Consider the following 14,416-nt stretch of genomic DNA (forward strand, 5'->3'; position numbering starts at 1 on the left):
AAAAGAATCTGGAATAGAGATGGTTTAAATCTATCTTATTCTGATATTACTAAAGCAGCTGAAGCAGCTGAGCCATTTAAGTATTCTCTTGATCCAGATCATCATAGTTTTGTTAATCCAGATAATATGCCAGAAGCAATTAAAAATTACTGCCGAGAAACTGGTCAAGAAATGCCAGAAGAACCAGGAGAAATGGCTAGAGGAATCTATGAAAGTCTGGCTGTTAATTATAAAGAAGTAATAGAAAAGTTAGAAAGTTTAACTGATCGAAAAATTGAAACACTGCATATGGTTGGGGGAGGTATTCAGGCGGAAATTTTATGTCAGTATACTGCCAATATAAGCAAAAAAAGAGTTGTAACCGGCCCAATTGAAGCAACAGCAATTGGCAATATTTTAACTCAACTGATAGCTTTAGGAGAAATAGAAAATCTAAGACAGGGCAGAGAAATTGTCCGTAATTCTGTAGAATTAAAGGAATACTTACCAGAATAAATTGAACTGCAGCTAAAATTTTTGAAAAAATAATTTAATTTAGAGGTGATGTTAAATGTTTGATGAAAAATATGTTAAAGATGCCTATAAAATGGCCAGAGACCTTTATGCTCAGTGGGGAGTAGATGTAGAAGAAGCAATGGAGAGACTGGCACAGATATCTATTTCTATGCACTGCTGGCAGGGAGATGATGTTAAGGGTTTTGAAGATCCAGAAGGAGAATTGACCGGTGGAATTCAGGCAACAGGAAATTATCCTGGTCGAGCCAGAACCCCGGAAGAACTGCGCAGTGATTTAGACAAAGCGTTTTCTTTAATTCCCGGTCAGCATAAACTTAATTTACATGCTATTTATCTGGATAATGAAGGTGAATTTGTTGATAGAGATCAGATTGAACCAAAACATTTTAAAAATTGGGTAGATTGGGCTAAAAAACAGGAAATAGGGCTTGATTTTAATCCGACACTATTTTCTCACGCAAAAGCAGATGATGGTTTTACTCTAACTCATCCAGATAAAGAAATTAGAGATTTCTGGATTGAACACTGTAAGCGTTCTCGTAAAATTGGAGAATATTTTGGTAAAGAATTAGGACAGCCAGCTGTAACCAATATCTGGATTCCAGATGGTTATAAGGATATTCCAATAGATAGATTTGGTCCCCGCAAGCGTTTAAAAGAAGCGCTGGATGAAATAACAGCTGAAAAAATTGATCCTAAATATAATTTAGATGCTGTAGAGAGTAAATTATTTGGAATTGGTTCGGAAAGTTATGTAGCCGGTTCACATGAATTTTATATGGGCTATGCGATGCAGAATGACGCTTTACTCTGTATGGATGCAGGTCACTATCATCCTACAGAAGTGGTTTCTAATAAAATTTCTGCTGTAATGCCCTTTTTAGATGAGATCTTATTACATGTCAGTCGTCCTGTAAGATGGGATAGTGATCATGTTATTATTCTGGATGATGAACTGCAGGCAATTGCAGAAGAAATTATTCGTCCAGGCTTTGAAGATAGGATTCATATTGGTCTAGATTTCTTTGATGCCAGTATTAATAGAGTTGCAGCCTGGGTGATTGGAACCAGAAATATGCTTAAGGCTTTATTAAAAGCAATACTTGAACCAACCGAAAAATTAAAAGAAATGGAACTTGATGGTGATTATACAAGCAGATTAGCTTTAACTGAAGAGTTTAAAACTTACCCCTGGCAGGCTGTCTGGAATTATTACTGTTATAAAAATGATATTCCTGTAAGTAATGACTTTCTGGATGAAATCTGGAAGTATGAAGAAGAAGTTTTAAGTGGAAGAAATTAATTCAATAAGTTTTTTAAAATACAAACAGGCTTCTTAATTGAAGAATTATGAAGCCTGCACTTAAAATTATAGATTTCTGAATATTAATAAAAAATGAATTTAAAATTATTTTTATAATATTTGTTATTAGTAGAGCAAAAGTTACAAGTCTGAAGGAGGAGATTTTAATGCAGAGAGTTGGGTTTAAATTATTTCTTAAAGATGATGCAGCAGTTGAAGAATATAAAAAACGGCATGATGAAATCTGGCCTGAAATGCTGGAGCTGCTCGATAAAGCTGGGATCAAAAACTATTCTATCTGGAATTCTGGCAGAGAATTATTTGCTTATTATGAATGTGAAAATGTAGAAAAAGCAGATAGAGTTCAATCAGAGAGTGAAATAGTAGCAAAATGGAATCTTCATATGGAAGATTTGCTGGTCAGTGAGGAAGATGAAGCTGGGAATTTGGTACCAGTTAAAGAATCCATGGAACTAATGTTTTATAAAAGATAGAGCTCAAACTATAATTATTTAAGTTCAGCTAATTGATGAAATATTAGTCAAGCTATTTATTACTGGAGTATATTCTTCAGAAAAAGGAGAGGTAACAATGTCCGACAAATATATTCTTGAATTAAAAAATATCACTAAAAAATTTCCTGGAGTTACTGCACTAAATGAAGTTAGTTTTCAGTTGAAATCAGGAGAAATCCATGCTTTAATGGGGGAAAATGGAGCTGGAAAATCTACTTTTATTAAAGTGATTACAGGAGTACATCAGCCAAATGGGGGAGAAATATTCCTCAATGGAGAAAAGGTTGAAATTAGCAATCCCAATATAGCTAAAGATCTGGGAATTGCAGCAATTTATCAGCATGCTACGAGTTATCCACATTTAAGTGTGACAGAAAATATATTTATGGGTAATGAAAAGATAGATTCTAAGACCAAAAGAATCTTATGGGATGATATGCATAAATCTGCAAAAAAACATCTTAATGAGCTGGGAGCTGATTTTGATCCCAGAAGAAAGATGAATACTTTAAGTGTTGCCCGTCAGCAGATTGTAGAGATAGCTAAAGCAGTTTCTACAAATGCAGAAATTATTATTATGGATGAGCCGACAGCTTCTTTAACCAAAACTGAAAGTGAAGATCTTTACAGAATAACTAAAAATTTGCAAAAAATTGGAACATCAATTATTTTCATTTCTCACCGTTTTGAAGACATGTACCGACTTGGAGATCGAGTTACAGTGCTCAGAGATGCCAATTACATAGGAACCTGGAAGGTTAATCAAGTTTCAAATAAAGATTTAATAAAAGCTATGGTGGGAAGAGATATCTCTCAGATGTTTCCTGAAAAAGAGGCGAAAATTGGTAAAGAAGTAATGAGGGTTGAAAATTTAAGCCGCAAAGGATTTTTTAAGGATATTTCTTTTTTTGTTAAGCAGGGAGAAATATTAGCCATTACAGGACTAGTAGGGGCAGGTAGAACAGAATTATGTGAAGCATTGTTTGGAATTACTAATTATGACAGTGGGCAGATATATTTTGAAGGTCAGCCCGTAGAAATAAAAGAAGTAAATGATGCGATGGATTTAGGAATTGGTTATTTACCTGAAGATAGACAGGAAGAGGGGTTAATTTTAGACTGGGAACTTGATAAAAACATTTCTTTATCTGCTTTAGATAAAATATCAAAAAATGGTTGGATTAATAGAAAGACTGAGAAAAAAATGGCTAAGAATCTGGCTGAAAAAGTCAATGTTAAAGCACGTTCTATTTTTAACCTGGCTAAAGAACTTTCAGGTGGCAATCAACAAAAACTTGTTGTAGCCAAATTATTAACTTCTGATTTAAAAGTAATTATTTTAGATGAACCAACTAAGGGAGTAGATGTGGGGGCAAAAGCGGCAATTTTTAAAATAATGAATGAGCTTGCTGCTCAGAATTACGCAATTATTATGGTCTCCTCTGAAATGCCTGAAGTAATCGGGATGGGTGATCGTATTTTAGTAATGAGAACCGGTAAAGTTACTGCAGAATTAACAGCTGAAGAAGCTGATCAGGAAAAAATACTGGAAGCAGCAATGAAAGAAGAGAATATCTAGTAAGTAGTTTATAAAAATATTTATTTAGAGGTGAAATAGTAATGGCTGAAAGTAAATCTAAAAATAGATTAAATTCAGAAAGAATTCAACAAATTAGAGAATTTTCTCTGCTGGCTTTTATAATTGTACTGGCAGTATTTGTTCAACTGAGAAACAGCAGGTTTCTTTCTCTGAGCAATTTAACCAACCTAACTACCAATACAGCAATCTTAAGTATTTTAGCAGTTGGGATGATGATGGTTATTATAACCCGTGGAATAGATCTTTCAATTGGTGCCAACCTTGCTTTATCGGGTATGATCTCAGCTATGATAGTGAGGGCCTATCCAACTTTACATCCTGTATTAATTATTTTAATTGGGATCACTATCGGTTTAATTGGAGGGACTTTAATAGGTTTATTAGTTGCTAAAGCTTCAATTTTACCTATAATCGCTACGCTGGGGATGATGAATATTTTTCGAGGGATTACTTTTCTCATTAGTGGAGGTAGATGGGTAAGTGCTCACCAGATGCCTGATAGTTTTAAATCAATTTCTACTGGTAATTTGTTGGGACTAAATAACCTTGTAGTACTGGCTATAATAATTTATATAGTATTTTATTACTTTATAAATCATACCCGCACCGGACGCAAAGTTTATGCAATAGGAAGCAGTCCTGAATCTGCCAGGATAAGTGGAATAAACGTAGAAAAAATTACAATTATGGTGTATTCAATTATGGGAAGCCTGTCCGGTTTAGCAGGAGTCTTATGGGTTTCTAAATTTGCGTCAGCCCAGAGTAATACCGCAGCTGGTTATGAACTTAATGTTATTGCAGCCTGTGTTATTGGAGGAATTAGTATTGCTGGTGGTCAGGGTAAAGTTTCGGGCCTTCTTTCTGGGGTGTTATTGTATGGTATGCTGCAAAATGCCTTACCGATGCTTAATGTATCTCCTTTCTGGCAGAATGCAATTCAGGGTGCAGTAATTTTACTGGCAGTAATAGTTAGTGCTTTAATTAAGAGAAAAACAAGTAAAAAGAATTTAATCAGGCAGGAGGATTAGACAATGAATACAAATCAAAATACAGGACATCAAATTCAAGCAGAAAAGGAATTTGATTTAATGGATTTCTTTTTTCAATGGGAATGGCTGCTGGTAGTGATATTTATTATAATTAATATAATGAATTCTCAGCTTTCACCCTATTATTTGAATCCATATACCCTCTTAGATGCAACAATGTCTTTTTTAGATAAAGCTTTTATAGCCTTACCAATGGCTTTTGTAATTATTTTTGGAGATATTGACATTTCAGTAGGTTCTACAGTGGCTCTATCCTCAGTGGTAATGGCGGTATTATATAATGCTGGTCTGGCTATGCCTCTGGCAATAATTGTTTGTCTTTTAGTTGGTATTATTGCAGGATTATTAAATGGTATCTTAATTGTTAAATTTAAAGAACTCTCATCTGTAATAGTAACTCTATCGACAATGATATTATACAGGGGAATTGCCTATGTGATATTAGAAAATCAGTCAGCCGGAGATTTTCCCATGTGGTTTAATTATTTTGGCTGGGGGTATATTCAGAATACAATTCCCTTTATTTTAGTTGTTTTTATGATTGCTGCAGTTATTTTTTATCTGCTGCTGCATAAAACAACTTTCGGCCGAAAAGTATATGCTATTGGTAATAATGATACAGCAAGCCTTTTTTCGGGAATAAAAGTAGATAAAACTAAAATTATTGTATTTACTTTAAATGGATTAATGGCAGCAATAGCGGCTATCTTTTTAACTTCCCGCATGGGCAGTACACGACCAAATATTGCATCTGGCTATGAGCTGGATATTATAGCAATGGTGGTGCTGGGAGGAGTCAGTACTTCGGGAGGAAAAGGAAGGATGGCTGGTGTTTTACTGTCAATTTTTATCATAGGTTACTTGCGCTATGGACTTGGTCTGGTAAATGTTTTATCCCAGGTAATATTAATCATAATTGGTGCTCTACTGATCTTTTCTGTTATGATTTCTAATTTAAAGCTGCACTCAGATTCTTCTAAATAACAAAGTCAATTATTTTTGTATTCAAAGTTTATATGGAGTAATCATTTAGGATGAGCTTCATATAATTTAATTATCACAATATAAAAGGAGGAATTATTTATGAAAAAGTTACTTGTTGGGGTTTTTGTGTTAATCATGATGTTCTCAGTTGTTGGTTTTGCTGCAGCACAGGCAGATGGTACTTATGCACTGGTAGTTAAAAGTGCAGGAAATCCATTTATGGAAAGAGTTCGGGAAGGTTTTGCTGAGGCAGTAGAGGCCCAGGGCGGAGAAGTTATTTATAGAGCTCCAGCTGAGCCGACTGTATCTGCTCAGATTGCAATTATTGAGCAGTTAATTACTCAAAGAGTTAATGTAATTGCCATTGCTGCTAATGATCGTGATGCATTACAGCCAGCTTTACAGAGAGCTATGAACAGAGGTATTAAAGTGTTATCTTTAGATTCTGCTGTCAATCCTCAAAGTAGAATGGTACATGTTAATCAGGCTGATCCAGAACTAATTGGACGAGTCCAAATCCAGGCAATCTCCGAAATGATCGGTGGAGAAGGCCAGATTGCAATTTTAAGTGCTACTTCACAGGCCACAAATCAGAATCTCTGGATAGAATATATGAAAGATGAGTTGAAAAAGCCTAAGTATGAAGATATTGAATTAGTTAGAGTAGCCTATGGTGATGATTTAAGAGATAAAAGTGTAGCTGAAACTGAAGCACTACTTCAGACATATCCTGATTTAAAGGGAATAATTGCTCCTACTACAGTAGGTATTGCAGCTGCAGCTAGAGTTTTATCAACTAGAAATTTAGGAGATGAAATCGCTCTTACCGGACTGGGACTTCCCAGTGAAATGGCTGAGTATATTAAGTCAGGTGTCTGTGAGTGGATGTATCTCTGGAATCCAATTGATTTAGGTTATTTGGGTGGAGAAACTGCAGTTGCTCTGGATAATGAAGTGATTACAGGTGAAGTTGGAGAAACATTTGAAGCCGGTCGCCTTGGAGAAAGAAAAGTAGTTGAAACATTAAGTGGAGAGGGAACCGAAATTATGTTAGGTGAACCTTTCAAATTTGATCAGAGCAATATCGATGAATGGAAAGATGTATATTAAAAATAAGAATTAAGTTAAATTAAGATTCTAAAAAAACACCATCAGCTTATATTGGCTGGTGGTGTTTATAAAATTTTATATTCTTTTTATTATAACAATCCAGAATGGATATAAGGAGAGATTTTATGCAGAATAATAATGAGATTAATAAATTGAAAGAGATGGTATATGATCAGGTATTAGATGAGGTTGGGCTTGGACATTTTTACAGATTTATAATGCCCGAAGAAGTTCTAGTTGGACCTGGATGTGCCAGAAAGGTGGGTAAAGAGGCAGCAGAATTAGGAAAGACAGCTCTTTTAGTTACTGACAGAGGTATTATTGATTTACATTTACATAATTCTATTATAAGATCATTAGAGAAAGAGGACATAGAAATTAAAATTTTTGATCAGGTGCAGTCTGATCCAGATGATAAAATAATTAAGAATGGAGTTAAATTTGCAGAAGAAAATAATGTTAATTTTATTATTGGTTTAGGTGGTGGAAGTTCTTTAGATGCTGCCAAGGCTATTTCTTTTATGATCAATAATCCTTTACCAATTTCTCAATATGAAGGATCCAATAAAATTAAAAACAAAGGGCTGCCATTAATTGCTATTACAACAACTGCAGGTACAGGCAGTGAAGTTTCTGCTTCAACTGTTGTTACAGATAGTTCTAAAAATAAAAAAATGGTAATCAGCAGCAAATATCTTGTTCCCCAAATAGCAGTCATTGATGCAAAACTAACCGTAGGTTTACCAGCTTCAATTACTGCAGCTACTGGAATTGATGTTTTAGTACATGCTTTAGAAGCATATTTATCAAAAGATTCGATGACAATTTCTAGAGCTTTAGCAGACCATTCTATCAAATATGTAATGGAAAATCTGGCCCAGGCTGTTGGGAATGGTAATGATATTGAAGCCAGACATAGAATGTGTATAGCTTCCTTAATGGCAGGAATGGCTTTTTCTAACGTAGGGCTGGGAGCCTGTCATGCTACAGCACATCAGCTGGGTACAACCTATAAGATTCCACATGGTGTTGCAAATGCTATTATGCTGCCTTCTGTTTTAAGATTTAATAAAATGGTAAGCAAAAAAGAGATAGCTGAGCTTGCTCATGTTGTTGGTGCAAGAACTGAAGGATTAACTACCAGAGAAGCTGCAGAAGCAGTTATCAATGAAATAGAACTTTTAATTTCCGAGCTTAATTTACCTCAGACAATAAGAGAAATTGGTGGAAAAAAAGAGAATTTTAAATCAATGGCAGAGGATGCCTTAAATGATCCAACATTAAGTACAAACCCCAGACAGGCTGATTTAGAAGAAATTATTACAATTTATGAAAATGCATTTTAAAAATCACTTTCTTTATTAGCTCAGGATAGTTTTGGTATTTCCTGTAATTTAACTGATGATGGAGCTATTGCTATATTAATTTAAACGAAACTGCTCAAATTAAACTTCAGGTTGCAGGAAGTGAGAAGAACTTACGGCTTGGAGCAATTACTTCTAGAATAGCACAGTTAATTGCAGTAGATATTTTGTTTGTTGCATTTGCAAAAAATGATTTTAGTAAAATAAGTGATTACTTAAAAAATACTCGCAAAAGTGTTGAGCAGTTTAAAATCAGCTAGAGGAAAGGAATGATCAATGAAAAAATATATAATTTTTGCTGTATTGTTTTTTGTTATATTTTTTTCCTTTTCAGCAACAGCGGCTAGTTATCCGCAGGAATTTAATTTTTATAAATTGATAAAATCAGGAGGCGAGTATTTAATGGAATACAAATTAAAAAATATGTCTGTAGAAGAAAAGGTGGGACAATTATTTCAGGTCGGTTTTTCAACTCCAACAGTTAATGGTCAAGTCAGAGATATGATAGAAAATTATCATGTGGGGGGAGTAATTTATTTCAGCAGAAATATAGAAAGTCCCGAGCAGACTGCAGAACTATCAAATCAACTGCAGCAGATTGCTTTGAGTTCAGGGTCTAAAATTCCACTTTTTATTTCTGCAGATCAGGAAGGTGGAACTGTGACCAGATTAGCTGGTGCAACTCATTTTCCAGGCAATATGGCTCTGGGAGCAGCTAATGATCAAGATTTAACTACAGAAGTAGCTGAATCTACTGCTTCAGAGCTTAAAAATTTAGGGATAAATGTAAACCTGGCTCCAGTACTTGATATTAACAATAATCCTGATAATCCATTAATTGGAGTCCGTTCATTTGGGGGAGATCCAAAGCTGGTGGCAGAGTTGGGTGCAGCCTATATTAAAGGCCTGCAGTCTGGGGGAGTTATTGCTACTGCCAAACATTTTCCGGGACATGGAGATACAGATACAGATTCTCATCTTGATCTGCCAATTATTAAGCATCCGCGCTCAAGACTGGATCAGGTAGAATTATATCCTTTTAAAAAAGCAATTCAGGCTGGAGTAGACAGTATAATGACAGCTCATGTGTATTTTCCAGCAATTGAAAAAGAAGAAGATATTCCGGCCACGCTTTCAAAGTCAGTTTTGACTGATTTACTAAGAAATGAACTTAAATTTGAAGGTTTAATCATTACAGACTGCATGGAAATGAAGGCAATAGTTAATACTTTTGGTACAGTTGAGGGTGCAGTCAAAACAATTGAAGCAGGTAGTGATACAGTTTTGGTTTCCCACAGTTATCAGCGGCAGAAAAATGCAATTGAGGCTGTAATTGAAGCTGTTAAATCTGGCCGGATTAGCGAAAAAAGAATTGATGCCTCTGTCAAAAGGATTTTAAGCCTTAAGGCAAAAAGGATTATTCTGGATCAGGTAGATAAAGCCGATCCAGCTCAAATTAATTTTAAAAATCACAAAAAAATTGCACAAAAACTAGCAGAAAAATCATTAACTTTAGTAAAAAATGAGAATGTCTTTCCTCTAAAAAATATTAAAGGAAAAAAAATGACTATCATTGATTTTGAAATGGGAAGGGTTTCTCTGGCAGAAAATGAAGGTGAAAAAAACAATCTATTTGCCAACTATTTGAACAAGGAAATTATAAATCTGGATCATATTCGACTGCAGAAGAATGCTGTTTTAAGTTTTGATGATCAGCAGAGAATAGAAGCTAGTGATTTAATAATTGTCTGCACCTATAATGCCACAGCAAATAGATATCAGGCAGAACTGGCAGAAAAATTGGCTGAAAATAATAATGTTCTGGTGCTTGCACTTCGTAATCCATATGATTATCAACTAATTGATAAAACTCAGGCTTTTATAACAACTTATGATTACAGTCCGGCCGGTCAGAAAGCAGCTGCAGATTTTATCTTAGGGAAAATTAAAGCAAAAGGAAAACTGCCGGTCAGTGTTGATTTATAAGAATCTTTACTTGACAGAATTGCTTATCTATGTTAAAGTTATAAAAAACAATAAAACTTATCTAGAGAGGTGGAGGGACTGGCCCTTTGAAACCCGGCAACCAGCAGTTAGTTACTGCCCGGTGCTAATTCCAGCAGGAAGATTCCTGAAAGATAAGGAGTTAATTAATTACCCACTCCTTCTTTTAGGAAGTGGGATTTTTTGATTCAAGAGCAGGATATTTTGTTTTTGAAATGAGTAGTACAGGCAGTAGTAATCAGTAGGTTGATCATCTGGTTTTATTGTTTTTAATTTGAGAAGAGAAAATTAGAGGAGGAAATTAAATGAGTTTAAAATTTGACACTTTAGCATTACATGCAGGTTATGAAGCGGGCGAGAATAAGAAATCAGCGGCAGTTCCTATTTATCAGACAACATCCTATTTATTTGATGACACAGATCATGCAGCAGGTTTATTTGCCTTAAAAAAACCAGGCAATATTTATACCAGAATTATGAATCCAACCAATTCGGTCCTGGAAAAGAGAATTGCTGCTCTTGAAGGTGGAGTAGGAGCTCTGGCTGTTTCTTCAGGACAGGCAGCGGAAGTGATTGCACTTTTAACTATTTGTAATAATGGTGACCATATTGTAAGTGGAAGCTCAATTTATGGTGGTACTCATAATTTATTTAAACATACCTTTAAAAATATGGGGATAGATGTCAGTTTTGTTGATTCTGAAGATCCAGAAAGTTTTAAAGAGGAAATTAATGAGCAGACAAAGGCCTTATATGTCGAGACAATTGGTAATCCAGCTTTATCTGTACCCGATTTTGAGAGGATGGCAGAAATTGCTCATCAGTCAGGTATTCCCTTAATAGTTGATAATACTTTTGCTACTCCCTATTTGTGTAATCCATTTAAACATGGGGCAGATATTGTAATTCACTCGACCACTAAGTATATAGCCGGCCACGGTAATTCTATTGGTGGTGTAATTGTTGACAGCGGTAATTTTGACTGGAATACTGGTAGATTTCCCGGGCTTGTAGAGCCTGACCCAAGTTATCACGGGATTAAATTTCAGGAGGAGTTTGAAGAAGCAGCTTTTATAACTAAAGCCAGAGTTCAGCTTTTAAGAGATTTAGGTAGTGCTCCAAGTCCTTTTAATTCATTTTTAACAATTACCGGTCTGGAAACTCTAGGTTTGAGAATGCAGAGACATTCGGAAAATGCTCAGTCAGCAGCGGAATTTCTAGAAGCTGATCAGAGAGTAGACTGGGTAAGTTATCCCGGTTTGGAAAGCCATGACTCTTATCAAAATGCTCAAAAATATCTGGAAAATGGAAATGGTGGGATGATTGCCTTTGGGATTAAGGGTGGTAAAGCTGCAGCCGTGAAATTTATTAACCAGCTTGATTTATTTCTTCATTTGGCCAATGTTGGAGATGCAAAATCACTGGCTATCCATCCGGCAAGTACAACTCACCAGCAGTTAAGTGATGAAGACCTAAAGAAAACAGGTATTTCACCTGAATTGATTAGATTGTCGATTGGAATTGAAGATATTGAAGATCTGAAAGTAGATTTAGATCAGGCTTTAGCAGCAGCTCAAAATTAAGAAGCCAGGAGTGAGAAGAGATGCCTATTAAAATACAGGACGAATTACCAGCAGTAGAAACCCTAGAAAATGAAAATATATTTGTCATGAAAGAATCACGCGCAACTCATCAGGATATACGTTCTTTAAAGATCTTAATTCTGAATTTAATGCCCAACAAAATAAAAACAGAAACCCAGATTTTACGTTTGATTGGTAACTCCCCACTGCAGGTTGATGTTGATCTGATGCATCCGGTGAGTCATGATTCAAAAAATACTTCTGAGGAACATTTGATTAAGTTTTATAATAATTTTGAAGAGATTAAAGATAATAATTATGATGGTATGATAATCACCGGTGCACCGGTTGAAACCTTAGATTTTGAAGAAGTGGATTACTGGGAAGAACTGCAGAAGATTATGGACTGGAGTCTGCACCATGTTTTTTCTACCCTTCATATCTGCTGGGGAAGTCAGGCAGGTCTTTATCATCATTATGGAATTCCTAAATATTATTTAGCTGAAAAAATGTTTGGAGTTTTTCCTCATTATAAGACCAAAAAACATGTTAAATTAATGCGTGGTTTTGATGACTTATTTTATGTTCCCCAATCACGGCATACAGAAATCAGAAGAGAAGACATTTCAGAAATTGAAGAACTGGAAATTCTTTCGGAATCAGAAGAATCTGGTATTTATCTTGTAGCCAGCAAAAATGGCCGTCAGGTTTTTGCAACCGGACATTCAGAGTATGATCGCAAAAGTCTGGAGGAAGAGTACTTAAGAGATATCAATAAAGGGATGGAGCTTGAACCTCCAAAAAATTATTATAGAGACAATAATCCTGACAAGGAAATTGTTATGCGCTGGCGCAGTCATGCCAATCTGTTATTTGTTAACTGGTTGAACTATTATGTCTATCAGGAAACTCCATTTGATTTAAATAAACTAAAATAAAATTAAATCAAAAAGATATAATAAAAACCCTTCAGATATTTTATCTGAAGGGTTTTACTATTTAAGAAGATTTAATTTCTTTAACCGATTCTCTCTCGATTAATTCAGTGGTAATTACTGATTTAGTAGATTTTTTTTCTGGATTCTGAATTCTGTCAAATAATTTACGAGCTGCTTCCTGGCCCATTCCTTCTTTATCAATGGAGATTGTTGTTATCTTTGGGGTAGTAAAAGCAGTTAATTCAATATTATCAAAACCAACAATTGAAACATCAGCAGGAACTTTAACTCCATATTTATTAAAAGTCTGGAGTAAGCCAATAGCAGTAGCGTCATTGGCTGCAAAAATTGCAGTTGGCAGCTGTTTTTCTTTTAAAAAATCTTTTGCCAGTTCTTTACCCATATCCTGGCTGAAATCTTCCTTAATTTTAATTAAATTTTCCTGAATCTCCAAATTGTTTTCCAGCATCTCCATTTTATAAGCGCGGTAACGTTCTTCAAAGCTGGGATGACTATTAGGCCCACCAGCATAGGCAATTTTTTTATGCCCCATTCTAATTAAATATTCTACTGCCTGCATAGCTCCATTAAAATTATCAGAAACAATAGAATCCATAATTGGAGAGCGAAGATAATTATCTACAAGTACGGTAGGAAATTTTAGATCTTCAATCGCTCTGATCATATCTTTATTAATGTCAGCCCCGGCAAGAATTAGACCATCAACCTTATTTTGACTTATTATTGAAGGGACCTTTTTGCTCTGTAAGGCATCTAATTTAATAGTCGAAAAAAGAAGATTATAATCATAATTTTCTACTTCAATCTCAACCCCAGCTATAACTCTTGTATAAAAAGGGTTGTTAAAAATAGGAATATGTCTGCGGCTCATAATGAAGGCAATATTATGGGTTTTTAAACCGGCCTGAGAATGAAAAGAAAAATAACCCATTTCTTTTGCAATGTTTAATACTTTTTGTCTGGTGACAGGAGAGACTCCTCCTTTATCGTTTAAAGACTTAGAAACTGTAGAGATTGAAACATCTGCTTTTTCTGCTATATCTTTAATTGTTACATTCATTTTAAAGCATCCTTTCCTCAAAATTAATCCGATTATATAAATTGAAATAAATTTTCAAAAGTAATGAAAACTTTTTTCTTAGTATATCATATCATAAAAAACAAATAAAATTAAATTATTTTTAAAAATTGTTTGAAAATATGAAAAAACAATGCTATAATTAAAGAAAGTTATTTCGTAAATAACGAAAATATTTTAAACTAACACTAAAAATAATTTTGAACCTTGAAAAAATAATAAAAAAATCAAAAATTCTGCTTGAATTGTCTGCACACCACTTTACAACTTTTTATCATGCAGCATCCCTGAATGAAATAAAGCTGTGCAAACAATCCTTTAAATTCTCATAAATTTTGGTATTTTCGAAGT

At 34.7% G+C, this 14,416-nt stretch carries 12 protein-coding genes and 1 riboswitch; of the genes, 11 read left to right on the plus strand and 1 reads right to left on the minus strand.

Annotated elements, in window-relative coordinates; all coding sequences use genetic code 11:
• The 11 genes from CI949_RS09370 to metA all read left to right on the plus strand — a co-directional run.
• Positions 1 to 495 (plus strand): FGGY-family carbohydrate kinase (locus CI949_RS09370; protein WP_290765595.1); only part of this gene is annotated, 495 nt, incomplete at its 5' end.
• Positions 496 to 550: 55 nt separating this feature from the next.
• The gene (rhaA, locus tag CI949_RS09375) at positions 551 to 1,819 is read left to right on the plus strand and encodes an L-rhamnose isomerase (protein WP_110301182.1); all 1,269 of its coding nucleotides are present in this window, start codon (positions 551 to 553) and stop codon (positions 1,817 to 1,819) included.
• 167 nt (positions 1,820 to 1,986) lie between these two features.
• Positions 1,987 to 2,313 (plus strand): L-rhamnose mutarotase, encoded by a 327-nt coding sequence (locus CI949_RS09380; RefSeq protein WP_110301181.1) that lies wholly within the window; start codon positions 1,987 to 1,989, stop codon positions 2,311 to 2,313.
• A gap of 97 nt (positions 2,314 to 2,410) precedes the next feature.
• Positions 2,411 to 3,913 carry a sugar ABC transporter ATP-binding protein gene (locus CI949_RS09385; RefSeq protein ID WP_290765602.1) on the plus strand — a complete coding sequence of 501 codons (1,503 nt, stop codon included), beginning with the start codon at positions 2,411 to 2,413 and terminating at the stop codon, positions 3,911 to 3,913.
• Between the two features lie 41 nt (positions 3,914 to 3,954).
• Positions 3,955 to 4,962: an ABC transporter permease gene (locus CI949_RS09390; protein ID WP_149796668.1), complete on the plus strand. Its 1,008-nt coding sequence runs from the start codon at positions 3,955 to 3,957 to the stop codon at positions 4,960 to 4,962.
• 60 nt (positions 4,963 to 5,022) lie between these two features.
• Positions 5,023 to 5,967 carry an ABC transporter permease gene (locus CI949_RS09395; RefSeq protein ID WP_365941450.1) on the plus strand — a complete coding sequence of 315 codons (945 nt, stop codon included), beginning with the start codon at positions 5,023 to 5,025 and terminating at the stop codon, positions 5,965 to 5,967.
• Between the two features lie 135 nt (positions 5,968 to 6,102).
• A complete protein-coding gene (gene rhaS / locus CI949_RS09400; protein ID WP_365941451.1) occupies positions 6,103 to 7,077 on the plus strand; it encodes a rhamnose ABC transporter substrate-binding protein in 975 nt (324 codons plus the stop codon).
• 125 nt (positions 7,078 to 7,202) lie between these two features.
• Positions 7,203 to 8,423: an iron-containing alcohol dehydrogenase family protein gene (locus CI949_RS09405; RefSeq protein WP_290765612.1), complete on the plus strand. Its 1,221-nt coding sequence runs from the start codon at positions 7,203 to 7,205 to the stop codon at positions 8,421 to 8,423.
• A 420-nt stretch (positions 8,424 to 8,843) separates the two neighbouring features.
• Positions 8,844 to 10,427 (plus strand): beta-N-acetylhexosaminidase, encoded by a 1,584-nt coding sequence (gene nagZ / locus CI949_RS09410; protein WP_290765615.1) that lies wholly within the window; start codon positions 8,844 to 8,846, stop codon positions 10,425 to 10,427.
• A 54-nt stretch (positions 10,428 to 10,481) separates the two neighbouring features.
• Positions 10,482 to 10,586: riboswitch (SAM riboswitch) on the plus strand.
• Positions 10,587 to 10,750: 164 nt separating this feature from the next.
• Positions 10,751 to 12,028, plus strand: coding sequence for an O-acetylhomoserine aminocarboxypropyltransferase/cysteine synthase family protein (locus CI949_RS09415; protein WP_110301174.1), 1,278 nt, complete (start codon positions 10,751 to 10,753; stop codon positions 12,026 to 12,028).
• 20 nt (positions 12,029 to 12,048) lie between these two features.
• Positions 12,049 to 12,966: a homoserine O-succinyltransferase gene (metA, locus tag CI949_RS09420; protein ID WP_110301173.1), complete on the plus strand. Its 918-nt coding sequence runs from the start codon at positions 12,049 to 12,051 to the stop codon at positions 12,964 to 12,966.
• Between the two features lie 61 nt (positions 12,967 to 13,027).
• Here metA and CI949_RS09425 read toward each other — a convergent pair whose 3' ends face one another.
• Positions 13,028 to 14,047 carry a LacI family DNA-binding transcriptional regulator gene (locus CI949_RS09425; RefSeq protein ID WP_149796672.1) on the minus strand — a complete coding sequence of 340 codons (1,020 nt, stop codon included), beginning with the start codon at positions 14,045 to 14,047 and terminating at the stop codon, positions 13,028 to 13,030.
• Positions 14,048 to 14,416 lie beyond the last annotated feature (369 nt).

The sequence above is a fragment of the Halanaerobium sp. genome (assembly GCF_003070835.1).

What these genes read in the sequence shown, in the direction of transcription:
- metA (WP_110301173.1), top strand. Translation starts at nt 12,049, where the DNA reads ATGCCTATTAAAATACAGGACGAATTACCAGCAGTAGAAACCCTAGAA.
- nagZ (WP_290765615.1), top strand. Translation starts at nt 8,844, where the DNA reads ATGGAATACAAATTAAAAAATATGTCTGTAGAAGAAAAGGTGGGACAA.
- CI949_RS09425 (WP_149796672.1), bottom strand. Translation starts at nt 14,047, where the DNA reads ATGAATGTAACAATTAAAGATATAGCAGAAAAAGCAGATGTTTCAATC.
- CI949_RS09385 (WP_290765602.1), top strand. Translation starts at nt 2,411, where the DNA reads ATGTCCGACAAATATATTCTTGAATTAAAAAATATCACTAAAAAATTT.
- CI949_RS09395 (WP_365941450.1), top strand. Translation starts at nt 5,023, where the DNA reads ATGGATTTCTTTTTTCAATGGGAATGGCTGCTGGTAGTGATATTTATT.
- rhaA (WP_110301182.1), top strand. Translation starts at nt 551, where the DNA reads ATGTTTGATGAAAAATATGTTAAAGATGCCTATAAAATGGCCAGAGAC.
- CI949_RS09390 (WP_149796668.1), top strand. Translation starts at nt 3,955, where the DNA reads ATGGCTGAAAGTAAATCTAAAAATAGATTAAATTCAGAAAGAATTCAA.
- CI949_RS09380 (WP_110301181.1), top strand. Translation starts at nt 1,987, where the DNA reads ATGCAGAGAGTTGGGTTTAAATTATTTCTTAAAGATGATGCAGCAGTT.
- CI949_RS09405 (WP_290765612.1), top strand. Translation starts at nt 7,203, where the DNA reads ATGCAGAATAATAATGAGATTAATAAATTGAAAGAGATGGTATATGAT.
- rhaS (WP_365941451.1), top strand. Translation starts at nt 6,103, where the DNA reads ATGATGTTCTCAGTTGTTGGTTTTGCTGCAGCACAGGCAGATGGTACT.
- CI949_RS09415 (WP_110301174.1), top strand. Translation starts at nt 10,751, where the DNA reads ATGAGTTTAAAATTTGACACTTTAGCATTACATGCAGGTTATGAAGCG.